General features: G+C 68.4%; 23 protein-coding genes. 17 read left to right on the top strand and 6 right to left on the bottom strand.

Features of this window, described 5'->3' with window-relative positions; all coding sequences use genetic code 11:
* Window positions 1-65 precede the first annotated feature (65 nt).
* On the bottom strand, window positions 66-491 hold the full coding sequence (locus FHR04_RS17160; protein WP_249039185.1) for an alcohol dehydrogenase catalytic domain-containing protein: 426 nt from the start codon (window positions 489-491) through the stop codon (window positions 66-68).
* 312 nt (window positions 492-803) lie between these two features.
* Here FHR04_RS17160 and FHR04_RS17165 point away from each other — a divergent pair, with 312 nt between their 5' ends.
* The 4 genes from FHR04_RS17165 to FHR04_RS17180 all read left to right on the top strand — a co-directional run bounded on the left by FHR04_RS17165 (window position 804) and on the right by FHR04_RS17180 (window position 4,780).
* A complete protein-coding gene (locus tag FHR04_RS17165) occupies window positions 804-1,673 on the top strand; it encodes a glucose 1-dehydrogenase (protein WP_139404464.1) in 870 nt (289 codons plus the stop codon).
* A gap of 292 nt (window positions 1,674-1,965) precedes the next feature.
* Window positions 1,966-2,583 carry a DUF1990 family protein gene (locus FHR04_RS17170; RefSeq protein WP_139404465.1) on the top strand — a complete coding sequence of 206 codons (618 nt, stop codon included), beginning with the start codon at window positions 1,966-1,968 and terminating at the stop codon, window positions 2,581-2,583.
* 107 nt (window positions 2,584-2,690) lie between these two features.
* Complete coding sequence (locus FHR04_RS17175) at window positions 2,691-3,335, top strand: DUF6766 family protein (RefSeq protein ID WP_139404466.1); 645 nt, start codon at window positions 2,691-2,693, stop codon at window positions 3,333-3,335.
* 299 nt (window positions 3,336-3,634) lie between these two features.
* A complete protein-coding gene (locus tag FHR04_RS17180; protein WP_249039186.1) occupies window positions 3,635-4,780 on the top strand; it encodes a PQQ-dependent sugar dehydrogenase in 1,146 nt (381 codons plus the stop codon).
* Between the two features lie 49 nt (window positions 4,781-4,829).
* Here FHR04_RS17180 and FHR04_RS17185 read toward each other — a convergent pair whose 3' ends face one another.
* Entirely contained in the window at window positions 4,830-7,511 is a 2,682-nt protein-coding gene (locus tag FHR04_RS17185) for an ATP-binding protein (protein WP_139404467.1), read from the bottom strand.
* Window positions 7,512-7,627: 116 nt separating this feature from the next.
* Between FHR04_RS17185 and FHR04_RS17190 the strand changes: the two genes are divergently transcribed.
* Genes FHR04_RS17190 through FHR04_RS17205 form a run of 4 tightly spaced genes read left to right on the top strand, consistent with a single transcriptional unit; the run spans window position 7,628 to window position 9,788 of the window.
* Window positions 7,628-8,068: a hypothetical protein gene (locus tag FHR04_RS17190; RefSeq protein WP_139404468.1), complete on the top strand. Its 441-nt coding sequence runs from the start codon at window positions 7,628-7,630 to the stop codon at window positions 8,066-8,068.
* Between the two features lie 41 nt (window positions 8,069-8,109).
* On the top strand, window positions 8,110-8,553 hold the full coding sequence (locus FHR04_RS17195; protein WP_139404469.1) for a DUF1775 domain-containing protein: 444 nt from the start codon (window positions 8,110-8,112) through the stop codon (window positions 8,551-8,553).
* 45 nt (window positions 8,554-8,598) lie between these two features.
* On the top strand, window positions 8,599-8,994 hold the full coding sequence (locus tag FHR04_RS17200) for a copper resistance protein CopC (protein ID WP_139404470.1): 396 nt from the start codon (window positions 8,599-8,601) through the stop codon (window positions 8,992-8,994).
* Entirely contained in the window at window positions 8,991-9,788 is a 798-nt protein-coding gene (locus tag FHR04_RS17205) for a CopD family protein (protein ID WP_249039187.1), read from the top strand. Before FHR04_RS17200 ends, FHR04_RS17205 begins: the two co-directional genes overlap by 4 nt.
* Window positions 9,789-10,098: 310 nt before the next feature.
* On the opposite strand, the gene FHR04_RS17210 is transcribed toward FHR04_RS17205, so the two are convergent.
* The 3 genes from FHR04_RS17210 to FHR04_RS17220 form a co-directional block, all read right to left on the bottom strand.
* Complete coding sequence (locus FHR04_RS17210; protein WP_139404471.1) at window positions 10,099-10,992, bottom strand: C39 family peptidase; 894 nt, start codon at window positions 10,990-10,992, stop codon at window positions 10,099-10,101.
* A 311-nt stretch (window positions 10,993-11,303) separates the two neighbouring features.
* Window positions 11,304-12,245: a dienelactone hydrolase family protein gene (locus tag FHR04_RS17215; protein WP_139404472.1), complete on the bottom strand. Its 942-nt coding sequence runs from the start codon at window positions 12,243-12,245 to the stop codon at window positions 11,304-11,306.
* 229 nt (window positions 12,246-12,474) lie between these two features.
* On the bottom strand, window positions 12,475-13,425 hold the full coding sequence (locus FHR04_RS17220; RefSeq protein WP_139404473.1) for a tyrosine-type recombinase/integrase: 951 nt from the start codon (window positions 13,423-13,425) through the stop codon (window positions 12,475-12,477).
* 280 nt (window positions 13,426-13,705) lie between these two features.
* On the opposite strand from FHR04_RS17220, the gene FHR04_RS21045 reads away from it, so the two are divergent.
* The 9 genes from FHR04_RS21045 (at window position 13,706) to FHR04_RS17260 (ending at window position 19,471) form a co-directional block, all read left to right on the top strand.
* Window positions 13,706-13,855, top strand: a complete 150-nt coding sequence (locus FHR04_RS21045; RefSeq protein WP_170214003.1) for a hypothetical protein — start codon at window positions 13,706-13,708, stop codon at window positions 13,853-13,855.
* A complete protein-coding gene (locus FHR04_RS17225) occupies window positions 13,822-14,169 on the top strand; it encodes a tyrosine-type recombinase/integrase (protein ID WP_170214004.1) in 348 nt (115 codons plus the stop codon). Before FHR04_RS21045 ends, FHR04_RS17225 begins: the two co-directional genes overlap by 34 nt.
* Before the next feature lie 125 nt (window positions 14,170-14,294).
* Complete coding sequence (locus FHR04_RS17230) at window positions 14,295-14,945, top strand: hypothetical protein (protein WP_139404475.1); 651 nt, start codon at window positions 14,295-14,297, stop codon at window positions 14,943-14,945.
* A 122-nt stretch (window positions 14,946-15,067) separates the two neighbouring features.
* Window positions 15,068-15,301, top strand: a complete 234-nt coding sequence (locus FHR04_RS17235) for a type II toxin-antitoxin system RelE/ParE family toxin (protein ID WP_249039188.1) — start codon at window positions 15,068-15,070, stop codon at window positions 15,299-15,301.
* 50 nt (window positions 15,302-15,351) lie between these two features.
* Entirely contained in the window at window positions 15,352-15,618 is a 267-nt protein-coding gene (locus FHR04_RS17240; RefSeq protein WP_249039189.1) for an XRE family transcriptional regulator, read from the top strand.
* Between the two features lie 273 nt (window positions 15,619-15,891).
* On the top strand, window positions 15,892-16,593 hold the full coding sequence (locus FHR04_RS17245) for a response regulator transcription factor (RefSeq protein ID WP_170214005.1): 702 nt from the start codon (window positions 15,892-15,894) through the stop codon (window positions 16,591-16,593).
* Window positions 16,590-18,008 carry a sensor histidine kinase gene (locus FHR04_RS17250; protein WP_139404477.1) on the top strand — a complete coding sequence of 473 codons (1,419 nt, stop codon included), beginning with the start codon at window positions 16,590-16,592 and terminating at the stop codon, window positions 18,006-18,008. The genes FHR04_RS17245 and FHR04_RS17250 overlap by 4 nt, the downstream gene beginning before the upstream one ends.
* Before the next feature lie 53 nt (window positions 18,009-18,061).
* Entirely contained in the window at window positions 18,062-18,820 is a 759-nt protein-coding gene (locus tag FHR04_RS17255; RefSeq protein ID WP_139404478.1) for a hypothetical protein, read from the top strand.
* 111 nt (window positions 18,821-18,931) lie between these two features.
* A complete protein-coding gene (locus tag FHR04_RS17260) occupies window positions 18,932-19,471 on the top strand; it encodes a hypothetical protein (protein WP_139404479.1) in 540 nt (179 codons plus the stop codon).
* A gap of 15 nt (window positions 19,472-19,486) precedes the next feature.
* Here FHR04_RS17260 and arsB read toward each other — a convergent pair whose 3' ends face one another.
* A complete protein-coding gene (gene arsB, locus FHR04_RS17265) occupies window positions 19,487-20,773 on the bottom strand; it encodes an arsenical efflux pump membrane protein ArsB (RefSeq protein WP_139404480.1) in 1,287 nt (428 codons plus the stop codon).
* Window positions 20,774-21,479: the final 706 nt, after the last annotated feature.

A 21,479-nucleotide genomic window follows, 5' to 3' on the forward strand; every position in this document is an offset into this window, starting at 1 on the left:
TCGGCGGGTTTTGGAGTCGTCACACACCCAAAACACCGCCGTTTATCCTGCCGATTCGCAACCTGTCACACGTTCAGGGATTTCCCGTCCAGCACAGCCTCAACTCGAAGATGTCCGGTACAGAGCGGCCCGCCGTAAAAGGCCGTTCCCGCCGAGGGACCATTGGGGTTGGCGTTGTCGCACTGCGCGGTGTTTCCCTCGCGGCACGGCGGGCAGTAGCCGCACGACACCGTGGAGGGGATGACCACGCGGTCGCCCGGCGCGAAGTTGCGGACGTCGGCCCCCACCTGTTCCACCACGCCCACCGCCTCGTGGCCCAGGATGGTGCCGGGCACCATGCCGCTCATGGTGCCGCGAACAAAGTGCAGGTCCGTGCCGCAGATCGCGCTGGCCGTCAGGCGCACGATGGCGTCCGTCGGCTCCTGAAGCTGCGGTTCGGGAACGTCGTCCAGGCGAATGTCGCCAATACCGTGCCACACCACTGCTTTCATCGTTTCACTCCTTTTCAGTCCGGGCGTCACGCAGCCCACAGGTCCGTGACGATGGCCTTGCCGGGCCGACGTGTAGAAGTATGTTCCCGGACCTGACTGGGCCGGAAGATTATTCGCTCACGCCGTATTAAGCTGACCTAGCGCAAATGTTAGGAGGCGCATCATGCGCGGCGGCGGCTTTTCATGGACGTTCAGGGCCTCAGTCCACGGGCCGGACCTGGCTTGACCTTTCTTTTTGACGCGTCCTTCCATTCCTCTCCCTTGACTGAATTCTCAACTGTTGATGCTCTGCGGCGGCCCACACTGTCTGGCATGACCCAGAATGACGATCCGCGCACGCCCGAACCGTCCATTCCCCCGCAGCATCAGGACCGTCCCGGCACCGAGGCTCGCCTGCACCCGGCCGCTGATCACGGCGAAACGTCGTACCGGGGCAGCGGCAAGCTGGCGGGCAAGGTGGCGCTGATCACCGGGGCCGACAGCGGAATTGGCAAGGCGGTGGCCCTGGCCTTCGCCCGCGAGGGGGCCGACGTGGTGGTGTCTTACCTCAGCGAGGACGCCGATGCCGAGGACACCGCCCGCCTGGTGCGCGAGGCCGGACAGCGGGCGCTGATCCTGGCCGGGGACATCGGCGATCCAGCCCACTGCCAGTCGCTGGTGCAGCGCACCGTGGCCGAATTCGGGGGGTTGGACGTGCTGGTCAACAACGCCGCGTACCAGAACAACTTCAAGACGCTGGCCGAGATCACGCCTGAAGAGCTGGAGCGGCACTACCGCACCAACGTCTTTGCCATCTTCTTTCTGTGCCAGGCGGCGCTGCCCCATCTGAAACCCGGGGCAAGCATCATCAACACGTCGTCGGTGCAGGCCTACCAGCCCTCGCCCAGCATCCTGGCGTACGCGTCCACCAAGGGCGCGGTGGTCACGCTGACCAAAGGACTGGCCAAACTGCTGGCGGATCAGGGCGTCCGCGTCAACTCGGTGGCTCCGGGGCCGATCTGGACCCCGCTGGTGGTCCAGGGTGACGCCGACGCCGCGCCGGAATTCGGGCAAAAGACCCCGCTGGGCCGCCCGGGTCAGCCGGCTGATCTGGCCGCCACGTACGTGCTGCTGGCCTCGGCAGACAGCAGTTACACCACCGGGGCCATCTATGCCATCACCGGCGGCGAGCTGACCGCCTAGACCGTTGGCGGGGCATGGCGGCGTCTGCTGGGGGCTTCTGGGTCCAAACCACTGGTGACGCTGGGGGTCCGGCCCCTCCAGAGATCAGGCGCCCGGCACCTGCCCCGACAACGGCTCCGGGCCGCCGGCGTGTTCTGTTTCCAACGGCATGGGGTCAGGCGGGGCGACATTTTCTCCCGGTGAACTTCACGGTGATGTTCATTCCGTCCCGCTCCCCGGAGATCACGCTGCGGCGCCCGTCAGCGCCCATTCCGCCCAGACGATCTGACGTCCCTCACCCTGGAGGTGTTCCATGTTCCCCCGTGTCCCCGTGTTGTGGGCGGTTGCCCTGGTCACCGCCGCCGTGATCATCAAAGGTCCGCGCGATCCGCTGCGTCCCTCCACCCCCCAGGACGGTGTGGGACCGCTGACCCGCAGGCGCTACTGGCTGGACCTCGAGGGGGCCACACTGGGACCTGAGGAGACGGCCGAACACTGGCGCCACCATCTGCCCGAACACGCGCCGAAGTTGCTGGCGTGGTTCCGGGGTCTGGATCATCCGGTGCCGCCCGTCCGGCAGGACACCCGCCTGTGGATTCTGATGTTCCTGAGTCGGCGGGGACGGGTGGTGATCGAACGCGTCGGCCCCCTGGGGTTCCGTGCCCGGACGCTGCGGCTGCACCCCGAGGCGGGAACCACGGACTTCCGCGTGTTGCCAGGAGCACAGCCGGGCCGGATGCGGCTGCAGATCGAGTCGTTGTTTCGCAGCCATTCGCACTTTGACCGACTGGCCTACCTGCTTGGCGTTCATGCCGCGCAGCGCCGCACCTGGCAACTGACGTTGCGGAGCGTGGCCCGGTCCGCCGGCGGACGGGTGGTTGAGCACGGCACCGAGACCCTGGAAACGCCGGGCGTGCAGCACACGGCCTGATGGCCGGGGCACCCCTCAGCTGGGTGAGGCGTGGACGCAGAATGAGGCATGGAGACCCCCAGCATTCGCCCGGTCCAGAACGTGGCCCTCAGACGGGAGAACGGGGCATGAAACGGTTCTGGGCCGACAACGCGCTGCTCCTGGTGTTGCTGGGCTTCTTCCTGCTGTTCTGGCTGGCGCAGGCCCTGAGTGGCTGGGCCGGCCACAACCAGGAACTCGGGAACCTGAAACAGCACACCCTGAATTTCGCCCAGTACCTGGCCTCGGCGCACTTCTGGTCCGCCACCGCAGAGAACTGGGAGAGCGAGTTTCTGCAACTGGCCGCCTACGTGGTGCTGACCATTCACCTCAAGCAGCGCGGCAGCGCCGAATCCAACCCCTACGAGGACGAGAAGGACGACACGCAACGTCAGCAGGACCAGCAGGAGCGGCGGGCGGCCGCCCAGGCGAGGTTCTGGCGGCGCAATTCACTGACGCTGGCCCTGCTGGGCCTCTTTGTCCTGTCCCTGCTGATGCACCTGCGCAACTCGTGGCAGGACGACAACCTGGAGCGGCTGGCCCGCGGACAGAACGCCGAAACGCTCTGGGCGTTCCTGGGCCAGCCAGAGTTCTGGTTCGAGTCCTTCCAGAACTGGCAAAGCGAGTTCCTGGCGGTGGCGGTCATCGTGGTGCTGACCATCTTTTTGCGTCAGGTGGGCTCCTCGCAGTCCAAACGGCTGGACGAGCCGCACCGCAAGACCGGTGACGACTGATGGCCCCGCCCAGCCGTCCACGACCGGAGATTCAACTTTGCCCGCGTGTCTGCGAAGGTTCAGGTGAACCGGCTGTCGATGTCGGGCCTGATCACTCCTTGCCAATTCGGCCGGTCTGCGGGAGCGTTGGCGCATGACCATCCGGAACCGTGTGGCCCAAAAACTGCACCCTCCGGTATGGCGGGGCCGCGTCCTGTGCAGGGAACTCCCGCCCTTCCGCAAAGGAAAGCCGAAAAGAGCCTGGGGTACGCTTTAAACAATTGACTCAGCTCCCTCATGTCTCTGCGGTCTGCTGAGCCATGTCCCTTTCAAAACCAGTCTGCATGGTCCTTCTCGGCGGCCTGCTTGCCCTCAGCTCCTGCGCGGTGGTTCAGCGGCCCGACACCAGCAGGCCCAACGCCGGACTGACTCTTCCGGCCGGCTTTCAAGCGGACCTGTACGCCCAGGACCTCGGCAAGCCTCGCCTGATGGCCTTTGCGCCAAACGGTGATCTGTTCGTGGCCGACGAGGGCCAGGACCCCGGCACCGGGCGCGTGCTGGTGCTTGCGGATCGCGACAGGGACGGCCGCCTGGACACGCTGCAGACCTACCTGTCGGCCCTGGACCAGCCCAACAGTCTGGCCTTTCACGGCGGTTACCTGTACGTCGCCAACACCGACGGCGTCATTCGGATGCCCTACAAGGACGGCGACCTGAAACCGGAGGCCGCGCCCGAGAAGATCATCACCCTGGAAGCCGGGGGAAGACACCACTCGCGCACCATCGTCTTTGGGCCGGACGACAGGCTGTACGTGGCGATGGGCAGCACCTGTAACGTGTGCGAGGAAGAGAACGCCCAGCGCGCCACCGTCTGGGTCTACGACGCCGACGGCAAGAATGGGCGGCCTTTTGCCACGGGTCTGCGAAATGCCGTGGGCCTGGAGTGGTTTGAGGGCACGCTGTATGCCACCGCCAACGGGCGTGACCTGGCCGGGAGCGACACCCCGCCCGAATCCTTTTTTCGTGTGCTGGACGGCAAGAATTACGGCTGGCCGTACTGCTATCCGGTGGCTGCCGGTGAACCCCAGGTCTGGGACAAGGACTTCGGCAAGAAGTCCCCAGCCGTCTGCGAGGCGGCCCAACCGTCCTTCGCCACCACCACCGCCCACGCCGCGCCGCTGGGCCTGGCCTTTTACACCGGCCAGGCGTTTCCCGCCGAGTATCGGGGCAAGATGTTCGTGGCCCTGCACGGCTCGTGGAACCGCCCACAGAAGAGCGGTTACAGCGTGATCACCGTGGACCCCAACACCGGAGAAACGAAGGACTTCATGACCGGGTTTCTGGGTGCGCTGGGCCTGTCCACCTCAGGCCGCCCCGCCGACGTGCAGGTGGCCCCGGACGGCGCGCTGTTCGTGAGCGACGACGGCAACGGCGTGATGTACCGGGTGACCTACCAGCAGCCCTGAGCGGTGTCGGCCGCAGCAGCCCTTGCCGAAGGGGCTGGACCCACCGGCGTCACGCCATGGGTTTGGGCAGGGTCACGCCAAAGGTGGCCCCCTGCCCCAGGACGCTTTCGGCGAACACCCGCCCGCCATGCTTGAGCGCGATGCGCCGCACCGTCGCCAGGCCCACCCCGATTCCGGGGAAGGCCTCCTGCGTATGCAGGCGCTGGAAGATTCCGAACAGTTTCCCACCGTACCGGGGATCGAAGCCCACCCCGTTGTCGTGCACGGCGACCGTCCACTCGGTCTCGGTCTCGTCCACCTGCACCGTGACCCTGGAGACGTCCTGCCGGGTGGAGTACTTCACCGCGTTGCCGATCAGGTTGGTCATGATCTGTTGCAGCAGCGTCCCGTCCCCCCAGACCATCACGCCACCCGGAAACTGAACGTCGATCACCTGCTCCGGAAATTCAAGCTGGGCGTCCTGCTGCGCCTGCACGACCAGCGGTTCCAGGGAAACCATCCGGGGCTGGAAGTCCTGCCGTCCGGCCCGCGACAGCATCAGCATCCCGTCGATCAGCCCGTTCATGCGCATGGCCCCCTGCTGGATGATGTCCAGGTTGCGGCCGATCTTCTCCGGCTGATTCCGGACCAGGGCGGCGCGGGCCAGATCGGCAAAGCCCATCACGTGCCGGATGGGGGTGCGCAGGTCATGCGAGGCGGAGTACGTGAACGCGTCGAGTTCCTCGTTCGCGGCGAGAAGTTCCTGGGTGCGCGAGGCCAGGGCGTCGCGCTGCACGGTCAGTTCACGCGCCTGCGCCGTGCGCTCCAGCACCAGCCCGAGGCCCCGGCCGACCGCGCGCACCGTGGCCTGCTCCCGCGGACTCCAGTGGAGGCCCGTCGGCTTGCCCACCGCCAGGATCGCCAGGGTCTCGCCGCCGATGACGAGCGGGTAAAACGCCGCCGCGCCGTACATGGTGGTCTCGGGCAGGGCGTGGGCGTGGGCGTTCCAGCCGTCCGAGAACACCACCGCTCCCGACGCCACCGCCTCCTGAAAGTTCGGGGCGTCCAGCGCCGCGCCGCGCCGCAGCTGCGCCGCCCCGTCCGGGCTGACGTCGGCGGACCAGGCCACCGCCTGCCAGACGTCACCGCAGCGTTCGTAGTACACCGCGCTGACCTCGTCCATCTGGGCCTGCACCACCGACGTGGCCAGCCGGGCCAGGCTGTGGACGTCGGTCTCCGAACCGACCGCCTCGGTAAAGGCCACGAAGGCTGCCTGGGCGCGCGCGGCTTCGGTGACCTGCACCGTGCGTGCCGCGAGTTGCGCGGCGCGCTCTGCGCGTTCCAGGGCCAGGGTCAGGCTGCGGCCCACCGCCTTGAACACCGCTTCCTCGCGGGGTGTCCAGTCCCCGGCCCGCTGCGTGCCCATGCCCAGCAGGCCACGCGGGGTGTCGCCCACGAAGCACGGGTAAAAGGCGCCGGCTCCAAATGCTTCCGTCTCGGCTATCGCCACGCTGCCCGCAGACCAGCCCGGCACAAACACCGCCTGCCGAGTCCGGATCGCCTCGGCAGAACTGGGGGCGTCTTGCGGCAGACCTGCCGTCAAGACCGCCACAACCTCCGGGGCAAAGCCTTCGGACCACACGCGGGCCTTCCACAGGTCACCGTCCAGCTCGAAATACACGGCACTGACCACCTGCAAGGTGGTCTCCAGCACCTCCACCGCCGCGCGGGCCAGCACCAGCAGGTCCGTCGTCGTGCTGGACGCCTCGCTGAAGGCCACGAAGGCGTCCAGTCCAGCCGTGCGTTCCTGCAGTTGCCGGGACTGCTGGGCCCGTTCCAGGGCCAGCCCCAGCCCGCGGCCCACCGACTCGATGATCGCCTGTTCCTGCGCGGTCCATTCGGGGCGCGGGGTCCCGGCGGCGAACAGGGCGTAGGGCTGGTCGCCGTGATGGTAGGCCGTGACGCTCAGCGCACTGGCGTGGCCCACCGACTGCAGGCGTCCGGCCTCGCCGCCCACAAACGCCGTTCCGCGCCGCGCCAGGGCGCTGGCCACCAGCGGCGCGCTCAGGGCGAGCCCGGCCCGGCGGGCCGCGATCACCTCCGCCGGCGTGTTGCTGGAAAACACCACCGGGTACGCCATCTCGCCCTTGACCAGGTAAAAGCCGCTGATGGCGCCGCCCACCGCGTCCCGCAGGATGTCGCTGGCCGCCGTGGCGAGGTCGTTCAGATCGGTGCTGCTGGCCACCTGGGTGGTGAACCGGACGAAGGCCTCAAGCGCGCGCTCACGCTGTTCCACGCGGACTTCCAGCACCTGGGCGTGGGTCTTGAGCTGGTGCTGGGCCTCGACGAGCTGCTGTTTTGCCACCGTGCGGGCCGTGATGTCCCGGCTGCTGGCCAGCAGCCGGGTGACGGCGCCGTCCGGGGCGCGCAGCGGCGAGACCCGCACCTCCCACCACTTCGGGGTGCCGGCAAACGTCCTGGCGGCCCCCTCGAAGGTGGTGGTCTGCCCGGCGCGGGCGGCGTCCAGGGCCTGCTCGACCTGCGCGCGGGCCTCGCCTTCCCAGAAGGTGGGCCACAGCAGGCCCTGGCACACGCTGAAATCCGTGATCTCCATGGTCTTCATGCCGCCGGCGTTCATGGACAGCACCCGGGCGTCCAGGTCCAGCACTTTGATGCAGTCGGCGCTGCTGTCGATGATGGCCTGCAGGTCGGCGGCGTCCAGAAGGGGGTCAGTGGTGGGCGGGAGAGTCATGGCTTGAGGCCCAGTCTGACAGCCCCGCGGCCGAATGCAGCTTCATCAAGAGGCCCCGGTCAGCGGAACCCACCGGGGACGTTTGAGCCGTTCGCCTGAACTACACTGTCGCCAGCGTGCAAAGCCCCCGTGTCGCCCCTCTGCTCCGCCAGGTTCTGGCGGCGCTGACGTTGGTGGCCGCCTTCGCTTTCCAGCTGCGGGCAGGCGGCATGGTGGACCTGGCCCAGGCGACTGGCGCGGTGACCCTGCGCGGGGCTGGGCCGGTGGGGGTAAGGTTCTCCCACCATTCAGCGCCGCCGGTCAGCTCACCTCTTCAGTCGCCGCAAGCGGGCTTCCCGCCGTCGCCGCGTCCAGGCCGTGACCCCACCAAAGAGGGTCACCACCACGCCGCCCACTGTCCGTTCTGCGTCACGGGTGCGTTCGCGCTGGAGGCGGGCGTGCTGCCGCTGCCGACGGCGCCGCCGCGTCTGGCCGCTCGGCGTCTGGCCTCCGTCCCGGCCCACCATCCCGCCACCGTGCGTCACGCCGACGCCCGCGCGCCCCCTGCTTCCCTCTGAACATTCAGCGCCCCCGCCTTTTTCAGAGGAGGAGTTTCACCATGCAAAAAATTTTTATGCTGTCCGCTGCCCTGCTGCTGTCCTTCGCCGCGGCCCATGCCACCGTCCGCACAGAGACGGGCCTGTCCGAATCCGCCGCTGGAAAATCCGAGACCTACCGCCTGAACGTGCCTGTGGAAAAAGACCTGGCCACCACCCAGATTCGCCTGGTGGTCCCCGCAGGCGTGGGCATCAGCCGCTTTCAGGTGACCCCTGGCTTTACCCGCACGCTGACCAAAAATGCCGATGGCCTCGTGACCGAGGTGGTCTGGACGGGCACCATCGCCCCGATGGAATATGCCCGCTTCTTCTTCCAGGCGAAGAACCCTGGGGCCGCAGGTGAACTGGTCTGGAAGGTCTACCAGACCTATGCCGACGGCAGCGTGGTGGCCTGGGACGACACCCAGCCCGACACGGCGCCCGCCAGCCACACCACCGTCAAGTAATCGGGGCTGGGGCAGGGGAGACCCTGTCCCGGTTCTGGAGGTTCTATGCGCTCACTGTTGTTGCTGCTGGCCCTTGGGCTCGGCACTGCGTCCGCCCACACCGCCGTCACCGCTCTGGCTCCTGCCGCCGACTCCACCGTCAGCGCCCCGAAAGAAATCGCCCTGAAATTCAGTGAACCCATCGAGCTGCGCTTCAGCACTTTCCGGGTGATGGCCCTGGGGCCGGGGCAATCGCCCGAGGACGGCGCGAAAGCGGCGCTGGCCCTGAAGGCCGACGCCCCCGAACTGGCCAACGGACCGCTGACCGCCAGGACTCTGGCCGCCCAGCTCCGCCTTCCCCTCAGGCCGGGGCTGAGGGCTGGCATCTACGTCGTGGCCTGGAAAATTCTGTCCGAGGACGGCCACCCGGTCACGGGACACAGCGTCTTCACGGTGAAGTGACGCCTGACCTCCTGCCCAAGCTGCTGCTGTACCTGGGCGCAGCGCTGCTGGTGGGCGGCGCCGCGGCCCGCCGGTTGCTGACGCCGGGGCATCCGGGCCTCGGCTGGCTGGGTACTGGGCTGGCGCTGCTGATTCTGGGTGGCGGTCTGGGCGTGTCCAGCACCCTGTCGTCGCTGGGCTTCACCGCCCCTGCCGACATTCTTGATTACCTGACGGGGACGGGGGCGGGCCGGGCCGTGCTGGTGTTGTGGATTGGCGGACTGGTCCTGCTGGCCGCCGAACTCGCGGAACTGACGTGGCTGGCCGTCCTGGGCGCGTCCGGGGTGCTGTTGTGGGGACTGGCCGGCATCGGCCACGGGGCCTCGCATGGTCAGCCCGTCCACGTCCTGCACACCTTGCACGGCGGAGCGATGTGCCTGTGGGTGGGCGGGGTCTTCGCGCTGTTGAGCTCAGCTCAGGCCACCACCGCCCTGGCCCGCAGGTTCACCCCCTACGCGCTGGGTTCGGTACTGGTGCTGGGCGTCAGCGGCGTGTGGATGTCGCTGGAGCATGCCGGCAACCTGTGGCAACTGCCCGCCTCGGGCTACGGGCGCACGCTGCTGCTCAAGGTGGGGCTGGTGGGGCTGGCGCTGGGGGCCGCCGTCATCGTCCGCCGTGCTTTCGCCCTGGACCGCGGCGTGCGTCCGCGCCTGGCCGCCGAGGCCCTGACCCTGCTGGCGGTGCTGGGCGTGACCGCCTCGCTGTCGGGGCAGGCTCCGCCTGGCCACACCGGGACGGAACATTCGGGGCACTGACGTCGTCAACACCGCTGGGAATGGGCGGCAGTCCGTCTTCCTGGGCAAGATCAGCCTGGGCAGACGCTCGCGGCCCAGTGGACCGGGTTGGACAGTCCAGGGGGCGGGCCGGATGGACGCGGCAGACACGGCCCCGGTGGGCGGAGTGGTGGGCATGACGGCGGGCCGCGCGGCCATCTGAACGACTCGGGCAGTCCGCAGGGTCAGGCTGCTGAGGGCCTCGTCGTCCCAGACGCGGCGGAGGAAGGCCGCTGACCCCCGCGTCCAATGGAGAGGACTGGCCCGGAAGCCGACGCGCCTCCGGGCCTTTTCAGCCCTCTCTGTTGAGCCGTCCCTGCGCCAGATCACGGAACTTCTGCAATTCCTTGCTTTTTGGCCAGGCGTCCAGCGCCCGTGCGGTGAGCTGCAGCGTCCTGGTGTACCACCCCGCCTGCGTCCACGCCTCGAACGCCTCCTGGCGGTACAGGTAATAGATGGTGGGCACGCCCAGATTCACCGCCCGGTCAAACTGATTGGCCGCCGTCTGGGCGTCGCCCAGCCGCAGGTTTGCCTTCGCCAGCCCCCACCACGCGTAGGGATCGCCGGGCCGCGCCTTGACCGCCCGCTCGCCTGTCTGCCGGGCGTTCTGCCAGTTCGCCGTGGCGTTGAAGTCGTCGCCCATGGCCGCCCGCACCTCGCTCTCCCTGGCCGGCGGGTAGGCCACCAGGTACTCGCCGTTGTAGTAGCGCCACAGCTCGGTCAGCTCGGCGTTGCTCAGGCGCAGCGACGGCCCGCGCAGGGGATCGCTGGTCAGAAAGGAGCCGGCGCTGTAGCCGTAGACCGTGCGGAAGTGGGCCACGTTGCTGCCGGGTTTCAGGCGCTGCTGCACCACCACCGGGAAGCCGCGCGAGACCAGTTCGCGCAGCACTTCGGGCGTGCCGGCGTAGCGGATGACGCTGCGCAGGCCGAATCTGCCCAGGTAAGCGGCGAGTTCCAGACTGGTGACCTGGGGATCGCCGGGATAGTCTTTCAGGGCCGAGGCGGCTGCCGATTGGGTGACGCGGGTGCCGTGGTAGCCCAGAATGGTCAGGGCGGTGACGGGCGCGCAGTTGTCTGGCCCCTGATACTCGTGGCGGATGTTTTTCAGGGTGGTGCTGGCGGGCAGGGCAGCGGCCACACTACACAGGGCCAGACCAGTCAGCAGCAGGCGGGGCAATCCGGACATGCTGTATTGTGGCTGGAGCCTGTGTCAGACAGTTCTGCAACTCCCATGCCAGCTTCATTCAATGTTGAGCAGTGGTCTGGAAACTGCCGGACCGCAACGGGCCGGGCCGGGGCCAAGGCGGACCAGCACCTGTCGGCACCCGCCCGCGTTCCTTTCGCAGGAATTTTTGCAGACTCATACGGACTCCGATTGAAAGGTGTTGGAAACACCTGGAAATCCGAGCAGAGCGAGAAAGAGAAAAACGGGTTCCGGACGTGGAGTGTAGGAACCGGCGCTCTCCCGGTTCCTACACGAAACAAACGGAATCCGTATCACGCCTTGAGGTACTGGTCAAACCACGCCAGCGTCTGTGCCCAGGCGTCGTCGGCCGCGGCCTTGACGTAATTGCCCCCCGTATCGTTGTTGAACGCGTGGCCCGCGCCCTCGTAGATCTTGATGCCGTAGACGGTGCCAGCAGCTTTGAGGGCCGTTTCCAGCGCGGGAATCCCGGCATTGATGCGAGTATCGGTGCCGCCGTAGATGCCCAGCACCGCCGCTTTGATGTTCGGGACCTTGGCGGCGTCAGGAGCCGGGCCGTAAAAGGGGACGGCGGCCACCAGTTCGGGGGCTTCGGTGGCCAGCCGCCAGGTTAGGCCGCCGCCGAAACAGAACCCCACTGCTCCGAGCTTTCGCACGCCCGGCTGCATTTTCAGCACCGCCAGCGCCGCCTTCAGATGGGTGATGTGTTCGTCGCCAGAGGTCTGCGCCAGAGAGCTGGAAATCTGGGCGGTGTCGATGTACTGCTGGGTGCCGCCAATGTTGGACACCAGATCAGGGGCCATCGCAATGTAGCCGGCCTTGGCCAGTCGGCGCGCGATGTCCTGAATGTGTGGCTGTAATCCCTTGTTCTCATGGATGACGATCAAGCCAGGCGCGGGAGCGTTGCCCGCCGGGCGGGCCAGGTACGCCAGATGGGTAAAGCCGCCCGCCTCGTAGGTGACGGGCTTTACCACAATGGCGGGGTCACGCGGGTCCACCATCCCCGCGCCCTTGGCCGGGTCCGGCTGGGGCGGGGCGGTCTGGGCGCTGGCCAGCTCGGCAGAGGTGATGCCCGCGATCCCCAGCGAGGTCAGCAGCACCCGCGCGCCCACCACGCCGCCGCCCAGCAGGGTCATGCGGCGCAGGAACTCGCGGCGTTGCAACTCGCCCTCGTGGTAGTCCTCGGCGAACTCTTCAACGACGTAGCGGAACAGGTCCTGACGGTCTTCAGCCATGGGCGTAACCTCCAGCGGGGGCGGGCCGCAGCCCTGGGCAAGGGGCCGTTCCTTCGGCAGTTGGACAAAGGAACGCTGACATGGACGCTTAATGTGCTGTTCAGGAGTAGCACGCCAGGTGGGGTGGATGTGTATGGCGGCGCCCAGAGCCGGGACCTGCTGGCAACCTGGTGACCGATCCAGGGCATCTGGGGACCCCCGTTCAGCGCCGGCACCCTGCCGCTCTGCGCTAGAAATCCTCGACCTCGGCGGCCACGTCGTCCGGATCCACCGCGACGTAGCGGCGCGTCGTATCCACGCTGGCGTGGCCCAGGAACAGGCTCACGCGCGTGAAATCCTTGACCCGCCCGTACAGCCGCGTCCCGCCGTATTTGCGCGCCGCATGAAACCCCCGCCAGGACCCAGGCCACCCGGCGGCCCGCGTGGCCTGGCGCATGCGGTACGCGGCCTGAGCGTAGGTCCAGCTGAACAGGCGGCCGTCCGTGTCGACCGGGACCAGGCCCGCCAGCGCCTCGCGGGTCCGGCGGCTCAGCGGCACGCGCCGCAGTTTCCCACCCTTGCCGCGCACCACCAGTCGGCCCCCCTCGAGGTCGCTGATGCGCACCGCGAGCGCCTCGCCGGCGCGCAGGCCCCCGTGCGCGCACAGCAGCAGCAGCGCTGCGAGCCGGGGTTCGCACGCCCCGAGCAACAGCTCGAGCTCATCCCGGTAGGGCGGCCGCCGCTCGATGGCCGGGGTGCGGTCCGCCGGGGCGCTGGTGGTCAGAAACGGACTGGCGTCGCTGGCCCCGGCCCAGGTCAGGGCGCGGTGCAGGGCGCGGGCACCGGCGACGTACTGCGCGATGGTGGCGGGCGCCAGCGGCCCGCGTCGGCCGCGCCCTGCGCTGGGCCGTTCCTGCAGGTGGGCCAGGTAGCGGCCGCCGTCGCGGTGGCCGGGCCGCAGCAACGAGACGCCGCCTGCCTGCGCCCAGGGGACGTAGTCGCGCGCCGCCACCTGATAGGCGGTCAAGGTGCGCGGACTGGTGCGGGCGCCCTGACGGGAGCCCGAGCGCATGTAGGCCAGCAGCACCAGGCACAGCATCTCAGTGTCGTAGGTGGCCGCGGCCTCCACGGCCCGGACACGCAGCGCCTGATCGCTCAGGTCGCTCAGCGCCAGCGCGGAGCGGGTGGGCGCCAGGGTCATGCGTAGCCTCCGGGCAGCCGGATGGGGGACGGCGGGGTCGGCGCGGTGGAGGTCTGGGTTGAAATGAAAGTTGGACTAGAGTTCAAGGACCACCTCTTCCGGAATATTTTGACAATAATGCGAGTTGTTGTCAAAATCCCACTCCGTCCTCGCTCAACTCAGATCTACCTGGGCCTGACCCGGCGCGGTAGGGCGCGCTGGGTCAGGCCCAGGATCCAGGCCAGATGGAGCGACGAGGCCCTGCGCCGGCGGGAAGTCAGATGAGGGCTCCCGGTCTGTCGTGCTCGCCGTGCGAATGGAAACAGCCTGGCGCGAGATGGACATTGACCAGATCGAATCCCGCGACGGGCAGTCCATCGCTGTGCGCGTGATCGGCAACGGCGACAAGGACGGCGCGTGCCGCTGTCCGAGACTGCCAGAAGTGCCCTGACGCGCTGGCTGCGCCTGCGGCGGATGTCCGGCAACCCGGTCAGCCCGTGGGTGTGGCCTCCCCTCTCGGGCAAACGATCTGGCCAGCAGATGCAGGCGCGCAGCGTCGGGGGCATGCTCGACGCCGCCCGCCGCGCTGGCCTGAACGTGGCCAGGGTCAGCCCCCACAAACTCAGACACACTTTCACCACGGCGCTGATCGAGTCAGGCCGCTCACTGGACGGGATTCGGGTATTGCTGGGGCATGATTCGATTCAGACCACGACGATCTACGCGCATCCATCCAGTACGCGTGTCGCTGCCGCCGCTGCCTGATGTGGTGAGACTGTCTATCCGAGGGCCTCAGCCGACGGCCAGGTGGCACCTGGATTTATCTTCAGGAGTCAGTGGCTCCAGAGGGCGGGAGGGACGATACCGTTCAACGGGCTGTAAGGTGAGTGATGGCGTTCAATATCCACCGAACCCTCTTTGATCCTCACGGCGAGCTGGATGATGAGGCCCGTGCCAGCTACCAGCTCGCCCTCATCGAGCAATTCCACGCCTCCCCTGAAGGCCGAGCCCACTTCCAGGGAAACGACACCTCGGGCAGCTGGACAGACGTCTTCCTGACCTACGCCGTCACGCACGGCGGCGTCACGCCGGCACAGATGACGGTGGCAGACCTCGATGAGGTCCTGCTGGAGATCTTCCCGCGCCAGGTTTCCACCACACCCGACAGTGCTCCGGAGATCGTCACCGAGTTGCAGGCCTTCTGGCGCTTCCTGGGCCGCGAGTACGCGCTGCCTCAGGCGCCCGAGCTCCTTGAGTTCCTGGGCGACGAGGCGGCCGAGTCGCTTGCCCAGGAATTGGGCAATCCCGAGAATTTTGGGCCGGCCAAGAGCATGATGATGCTCGGCGCAGAGCGCGGCTTCGACATGACCAGTGAAGCGGGCATCCGCAGCTGGATGCAGACGTACAACGCCGAGCTCGCTCAGGGACGAGGAATCCCGATTCCCCTCCGTGGGGAACGCACCGCCGCCGCGAAGAAGGCGCACGCCAAGATGCGGCGCAACATGGCCAAGGCCAGCCGCAAGAAGAACCGGAAAAAGTAGGAGCCGCAAACAGAGGTCAGGGCCAGGATGAGGTGGTCGAGTCTCGGAACTTGAGGTTGGTGGCTAGGGCAGCTGGTCACGGCAGCGGTAGACCTACTGGCCGAGGCTGGGGTCGACCGCTTGTGGACACGCTACGCGGCTCCAAGCTGGCCCACCTCAAGGAGCTGCGGCTGGAATCGGTAACAAGAAGCGAGATCCGCATCCTGTTCGCGTTCGATCCCACGCGGCAGGTCATCCTGCTTACGGCCGGTGATAAGGCCGGTCGCTGGAAGCAGTGGTACGGCCAGCACACCCCTCTGGCTGAGCAGCGCTACGAACGCTGGCTGGCTGGAGATTACGACGAGGAGGAAATATGAAGGCCCAGAACTGAAAAGCTGTGCGCGCGGGGGCCGGGGCCGACGGACGCGTGAACGGGAAGCGCGTGGCAGAGCTGAAGGGTAAGGCGCTGGCCCAGGTGCGCGCCCATCGGCTGGCCGAGGTCCGCGGCGCCACCGGCCTGAATCAGGAGGAACGGTCACGGCGGCTGGGCAGCTCTCAGTCACGGGTCTCACGCATCGAGCGCGGTGACCTGGACAAGACCGAGCTGGCCACCCTGCGCGCCTTTGTGCAGGCGCTGGGCGGCGACATCGAGGTCACCGTCAAGCTGGGGCAGGAACGCTTCCTGATCGGCTGACCGGACGGCGCTGACTGCTGGGCGTCACGGATACGACGCCTTGATCTCTGGCCCCGCGCTGCCCAATCCACTTGACCGCCATGTGCTGGCCGCTGCCCGGCACTCGGGGTGGCGGTGCTGCTGACTGGACGTTCGAACCCGCTGATGCTGGATTCCCGGTGGTTCTCAGCCTTTCGCCGGCGCGTCGGCGGCACGCTGCACTATTGGGGGTCTGTTGACGCTCCGTGGGGCCAGCCCTCCCGCGCCGTTCTGTGCGCCGCTACAGTAGCGGGCATGGCCGAACCGCCCCTGCCGCCCACGTCCACCGTGCTGATCGTGGAGGATGATCCGGCCATCGGCGAGCTGCTGGAGCTGGGCTTTGGCTACGAGGGCTTTACCGCCGTGCGCGCCCGTTCCGGCGGCGAGGCGCTTGAACTGTTCGCCCGCATCCGGCCCGACGTGATCATTCTGGATCTGGGGTTGCCGGGTCTGGATGGCAGCGCCGTGCTGCGCGCCGTGCGCGAACGCGGTGAGACGCCCGTGCTGGTGCTGACCGCCCGCGACGGCGTGAATGACCGGATCGCCCACCTTCAGGCCGGAGCCGACGATTACCTGATTAAACCCTTCGTGTTCGGCGAGCTGATGGCCCGCGTGCGGGCGGTGCTGCGCCGCTCACAGCCGCAGGTCGGCGCGGTGCTCGGCTTCGCCGATCTCCAGTTCGACGTTCACCTGCGCGAGGCGCGTCGGGCCGGGCGGGTGCTGGAACTCAGTCCACGGGCGCTGGACGTGCTGGAGACCTTTCTGCGCTACCCGCAGCGGGTGCTGTCCAAGGCGGCGCTGCTGGACAGCGTGTGGGGCGCTGGCTTCATGGGCGACGACAACATTGTGGAGGTCTACGTGCGCCAGCTGCGCCGCGCGCTGGGCCGTCCGGAGCTGCTGCACACTGTACGCGGCTCCGGGTATGTGTTGCGGCTGCGAGAGCCGGAGCCAGCTTGAATCCCGCTGGCCTGAGCCTGCGCGGACGCTTGCTGGGCGTGCTGCTGGGGCTGTTGCTGGCGGTGCTGTTGCCGCTGGGCCTGTACCTGAACGCCCGCATCGGCAGCTTTGCCCAGGAGCAGGCGTCCCGCGCCCTGGCCGGACAACTGGCGGTGGTGGCGCGGGATCAGGAACGCAGCGGCGCAGGTGGCGCCGTCAGCGGTGACGGGCTGCTGCTGTTGCAGTACGAGGTCTTCAGCCTGGCGCTGTCCAGCGGCACCTGGGGCGTGATCGTCACGCCTCGGCAGACACTGTTTTCAGATAGCGGCACGCATCCCCGCCCGCCTGCCGGCGTTGTTCAGAATGTGCTGAACATCGGCGCGGGCCAGTGGAACGGCCTTCAGTTGGCCCGCGCGGGCGACGCAGTGATCGGTCTGGCCGTGCGTCAGGAGGAGGTTGGCGCCCTGCGCGGCGACGTGCTGCGAACCTACGTGCTGGGCGCGGCGCTGGCCTCCCTGCTGGCGGCGGGAATCGGCGCGGCCCTCTTGCGGGTGGGCCTGGCCCCGCTGCGGACGATGGCGCGGCGCAGTGCGGGCCTGACGGCGGCCTCGCTGTCCGAACGGCTGCCCGTACCGCAGGCCCGCGACGAGGTGCAGACGCTGGCCCTGACCCTGAATGCCATGCTGGCGCGGTTGGAAGACGCCTTCGCCCGGCTGGAAGCCGCCGAGGAGCGCACCCGCCAGTTCGCGGCGGACGCCAGCCATGAGCTGCGGACGCCCATCACTTCCCTGAGCGCCGGGCTGGAGCTGATGGAAAAGGTGGGCGACGATCCGGCGGCGCGCACGAGGCTCCTGCTGAGCCTGCGCCGCGAGGCCCGCCGCGCCGGGCGGCTGGTGGGCGATCTGTTGCAGCTCAACCGGCTGGAGGCAGGTGAACCGCTGCGGCCCGAACAGATTGGTCTGAGCGCCCTGCTGGGCACCCTGGCCCGCACGGCAGCGGACCTGGCCCCGCAGATGACGGTGCGCGCCGAAATTGAAGCCGCAGAGGGCTGGGCAGACCGCGCTCGCCTGGAAGACGCCCTGTGGAACCTGATCCGCAACGCGGTGAGCGCTTCACCCCCCGGCAGCACGATCGTGCTGTGGAGTAGGCGTGAGGGCGGGGGTGTCGCGCTGGGCGTCCGCAATCCGGGCGAGATCCCCGCTGAGCTGCTGTCGCGCCTGTTTGACCGGTTCGTGCGCGGCCCGACCTCTGGTGAGCCCCCTTCTGGCGAGGGCAGCGGCCTGGGCCTCGCCATCGTGCGGGCCACGGCCCTGGCGCACGGCGGCGACGTGCTGGCCCGAAATCTGCCCGGCGGGGGGGTGGAGGTGGGGCTGACCCTGCCCGCATTCAGCCCGCGTTCAGCTTTGCCCCCTCAGGCGTTCAGCCCGCGCGACTAGCTTTGCTCCTTGAAGGGCGGACCGCTCCACTTCCCCGCCCCGAAGGAGCCACCATGAACGCACCCACGAAGAAGACCAACGCCATGCTGATCGCCACCCTGTTGCTGGGCCTGGGAGCCAGTGCCCTGGCAGGCGGCGCAGCCCTCCCGTCCACACCACGCCCAGCCACATCAAGCCCGTCCACACCAAGCCCAGCCACACCCATCCAGTCGACAGCTCCGCAGACTGCCGCCCCCGGCGTCACCCCTCAGGCCCCGCCCGCGCCCCTGGTCCCCGGTCAGGCAGGCCCTGGTGCGGCCCGCTGTGCGCCCGGCGCAGACATGGTGATGAGGCCTGCGCCTGGTGGCCCCGGCACCACTGAACGTGCCCGCCCCGCCCCGCCCGCTCTTGGTACGGCCATGCCCAGCACCGCCCAGCCGACGCCCGGCACAATCTCTGCCCAGCCAGCCGCACCGAAAGCCCCTAAGGGCGACAGGATGGACAAGGGCCTAGGCAAAGGTGACCAGGGCGGCAAGAGTGAGGTTTGCCCGCCTGCCCCCAGGGGAATGGAGCGGGGTCAGCCTCAGCCCGGCGCGGCGGCTCCCGGTCTGGCCACGCCCAATCAAGCCGCCCCCAATCCTGCGCCCGCTGCCCGTGACCTGGACCGCCTGGACGCCCTGGCCGCGCAGACCAGCGACGCCCGGATTCGCGGCTACCTGAACGACGCCCGCACCTACCTCCAGAGCGCCAACAAGGCCCAGCAGAAGGCGGGCCGCGATCTGCTCCACGCTGCGGAGGCCCTGATCAGGGGCGTGCCGGCTCTGCAGCGCTGACCGGTCAGCCGGGCGTCACCGCCCTCCCCTAGAATCTGAAGTGCGCCGGACGCCGTGAACCACGGCCCATCTGGACGCACTTCTCTCGTTTTGTTCCCTGGAGCGCCCCTTGTGAGAACCCTGCTGCTTGCCCTTTTGCTGACCGTGCCGCTGTCTGTCGCGTCGGCGCAGGGCGGGCGGCCACCCAGGCCGCCGCCCCCGCCGCAGACCGAGCTGGCAGGCTTTGCCGAGGCGGCGGGTTATCTGGTGCGGGCGCGGGCCATTGCGGCGGCGCTCAGCCCCGGCGTGCCGGAGACGCAGAAGACGCCCGGCGGGCCACGTCTGGCCGTGCCGCTGCTGTACGCGGGGCAGCCCGTGGCGCGGGTCTTCGTGGATGAGACGGGGCACCTCGTTCCACGCGGCCAGGAAGGGTTTCTGGCGACAGGCAAGGGGCTGAAAGCCGGGGCGCAGGCCACCCTGAAGGCGCAGGTGTCGGCCCTCACGGTGTCCAATCTGGCGCGGGTGATGGGGCCGCAGATTCACTGTTACCTGCTGCTGAATGCCCAGGTGGTCACGGAACTGCGCTTTGACCGCAAGACCGGGGCATTGCTGGAAGACCGGGGGCCGCCCGGCAAGGACGATCAAAAGGGGCCAGGGCCGGGCAAGCCGTAATCGGCCGCCCAGCCATCAACCGCCCAGCCGCCACAGCAGTGCCAGCAGCGCGGCGAGGAGCACGGGCGGCGTGGCCATCAGGCCCAGGCGCAGGTACTCGCCCCATGACACCTCGAGTCCTTTCTGCCGCAGCAGGCCCAGCCACAGCAGCGTCGCCAGGCTGCCGATGGGCGTCAATTTTGGGCCGATGTCGGCGGCCACGATGTTGGCGTAGACCATCAGCTCACGCAGGGCAGGCGAAACGCCGCCCACCTCCTGAATGCTCAGCGTGCCGATCAATACGGCGGGCAGGTTGTTGGTCACCGCCGAGAGCGCCGCGATCATGCCGCCTGTGCCAAAAACGGTGGCCGCTGCGCCGTGGGCCGCAAACGTCCCCAGCAACCCGGCCAGCCAGACCGTCAATCCCGCGTTCTTGAGTGCGTAGACCACCAGATACATCCCCAGCGAGAACAGCACCACGTCCCAGGGGGCGCCGCGCAACACGGGCCCCAGCGCCACCCGGCGTTCCAGGGCGGCCACGCCCAGCAAAACGGCGGCGGTCAGCAGCGCCACCCCACTGACCGGCACGCCCACTCCAGGTGCGAGGAAAAATCCGGCCAGCAGCGCCGCCATCAGGCCCGCGCCCGTCCAGCAGGTGCGCGGCGCCAGCAACGCCGAGGCGGGCGGCGGCAGGGCCGCAAGATCGTAGCGGGCGGGCCAGGCATGCCGGAACATCAGCCACAAGACCCCCAGGCTGACCGCCACGCCCACTAGGTTGACTGGCCCCATCACGGCCGCGTAACGGGCGAACGGCAGCCCGAACAGATCGGCACTGATGATGTTGGTGAGGTTGGACGTGACCAGCGGCAGGCTGGCTGCGTCGGCCACGAAGCCCACCGCGAACAGCAGCCCCAGGGACGCCGCCCGTGAGAAGCCCAGGACGCTGCACAGCGACAGCGCGATGGGCGTCAGGATCAGCACCGCGCCGTCGTTGGCGAACAGCGCCGCCAGCAGCGCCCCGAACACCACCAGCAGCGCGAACAGGCGTCCGCTGTGGCCGGCCGCCCGCCGCGCCAGATGCAGGGCCAGGAAACGGAACAGCCCCGCCGCGTCCAGCAGCAGGCTCAGCACGATCAGGGCCACCAGGGTCAGGGTGGCGTTCCAGGTGTCGTTCCAGACGGCACGCACGTCAGCCCAGCCCACCAGGCCCAGCAGCAGCGCCAGCGCAGCTCCAGTCAATGCGCCCGCCGCGACACTCAGACCACGCGGACGAAAGACCAACAGATACAGCGTCAGGGCGAAGACGCCCAGGGGCAGGATCACGGCGGCGTGGGCCGGTCAGAGCGGTCCGTTTGCCTGAGCCAGCCTGTTATCACCGCCGAAGAATAGGGTACAGGCGCAAAGCCAGAGCGTGGGATCAAAACGGGCTTGAGGCCGGAACAACCACTTCCGCCAGACAAGCTTCTCCACCTCGCCCTGACGATCGTGCTGGGTGGCCCGCACAGAGCGTCCCCCGTCGCTGACCGGTACGCCGTCAGCGGCCTCCTGCTGGCTCTGCTGGGCGTGACGTGCCTGCTCAACCTGTCGTGGGACGTGATGGGGCCACTGACGGTGATGTGGCTTGGCGCTGCCCTTACCGATGTGCGCCGCCGTCATCTCCACTGACCGTGTCCTCCGGCGTGCCCCCCGCAGCGTTCTGCCTTCGCCTGCCACAGCGTCGACCAGAGAGTCCACACGCTGACCTGTTTTGCTTGTGGGTTTGGCCGTCCGCTCGCCGCTGCCCCGCCCTTCACCGTGATGGGTGGAGAGTGGAAGGGTGAGGGCAATGCCTGACCTACCGACGCCCCGGGGAAATGCTCTCTGGTGGAGGACCATCGGCGGCACAGGTCCGTTCGGCTCTCCAGGAGCTGAATGCTGTCGTCCGGGGCGTGACGCGCATGGCAGGCGGGTCAAGGGTTCCGACACGGAGGGTGGAAACCCCCGAGGAGATGGTGGCGGTCCGCCTCTCTCGCCTCGGCCAGGCGGCTGA

This window comes from Deinococcus radiopugnans ATCC 19172 (assembly GCF_006335125.1).
GTDB classification, from domain to species: domain Bacteria; phylum Deinococcota; class Deinococci; order Deinococcales; family Deinococcaceae; genus Deinococcus; species Deinococcus radiopugnans.